The organism is Arhodomonas sp. KWT (assembly GCF_010993615.1).
Genome location: NZ_WNXE01000551.1, coordinates 1 through 1083 on the forward strand (window position 1 = coordinate 1; position 1083 = coordinate 1083).

Consider the following 1083-nt stretch of genomic DNA (forward strand, 5'->3'; position numbering starts at 1 on the left):
ACGGGATTGCCCAGATGGAGCGCTCCGGCGAGCGCATGGGCGGTGGCCGGCTGGAGCTCGTGCAGGTACACAACCTCGTCGACCTGCGCACCCAGCTCGATACCCTCAGGCGCTGGCGGGAGGCGGGGCGGGTGCGCTACATCGGCGTGACCCACTACCGCAGCGACATGCACCGGGAGCTGGCCGGGATCGTCGAGCGCGAGCCCATCGACTTCGTCCAGTTCAACTACAACATCGTCCAGCGTAACGCGGAGCAGCGTCTGCTCCCGGCCGCGGCGGACCGCGGCGTGGCGGTGCTGGTCAACGAGCCTTTCGAGCGGGGTACGCTGTTCCGCCGTGTGCGCGGCCGGGCGCTGCCCGCGTGGGCCGGGGAGGTCGGGGCCTCCAGCTGGGCGCAGTACTTCCTGAAGTTCATCGTCTCGCACCCGGCGGTGACCTGCGCCATTCCCGCCACCAGCGATCCGGCCCACGCCGCGGACAACGTCGGCGCCGCCCATGGTGCGTTGCCCGACGCGTCCGGGCGTGAGCGCATGGTGGGCTATTTCCGCGATTTGTGAGTCCCGGGTGGGATCAGCGCTGCGCGCAGACGCTCGCGGCCCGTGCGGCCGTGCCGGGCCGGAACTCCGTCAGCCAGAACAGCACGCCGAGCACACCGAAGGCGCCGCCCAGGGCACAGGCCCCGGTCCAGCCGCCGAGCACGTACAGGTAGGCGGCGGCCGCCGAACCCGCCGCACCGCCGAGGAAGTAGCAGGTCATGTACGCGGTGGTGATGCGCCCGCGGGCCTCCGGGCGGAGCTGGTAGATCGCGCTCTGGTTGAGGATCTGCGTGCCCTGCACGCCGAGGTCCAGCAGGATGATCCCCACCATGATGGCCACCAGCTGCTCCGCGAACATCGCCATCACCAGGAAGCTCAACGCGATCATCGCCAGGAAGCTGCCGGTACCGGCGCGGGAGCGGCCGCCGTCATGGAGATGGCCGGCGAGGTTGGCGCACAGCGCGCCGGCCACGCCGAGCAGGCCGAACAGGCCGATCACCGAGTCGTTGTAGTGATACGGCGCGCCCGCAAGCAGGAAGGGCATCGT

The 1083-nt window shown here is 70.6% G+C and carries 2 protein-coding genes; one reads left to right on the plus strand and one right to left on the minus strand.

The features are described from left to right. The coding region (locus tag G7A99_RS20640; RefSeq protein ID WP_163143748.1) for an aldo/keto reductase at window positions 1–557 on the plus strand (557 nt) is incomplete at its 5' end. Between the two features lie 13 nt (window positions 558–570). Here the strand turns inward: G7A99_RS20640 and G7A99_RS20645 are convergent. Continuing rightward, window positions 571–1083: MFS transporter (locus tag G7A99_RS20645; protein ID WP_163143750.1), on the minus strand; the 513-nt coding region annotated here is incomplete at its 5' end.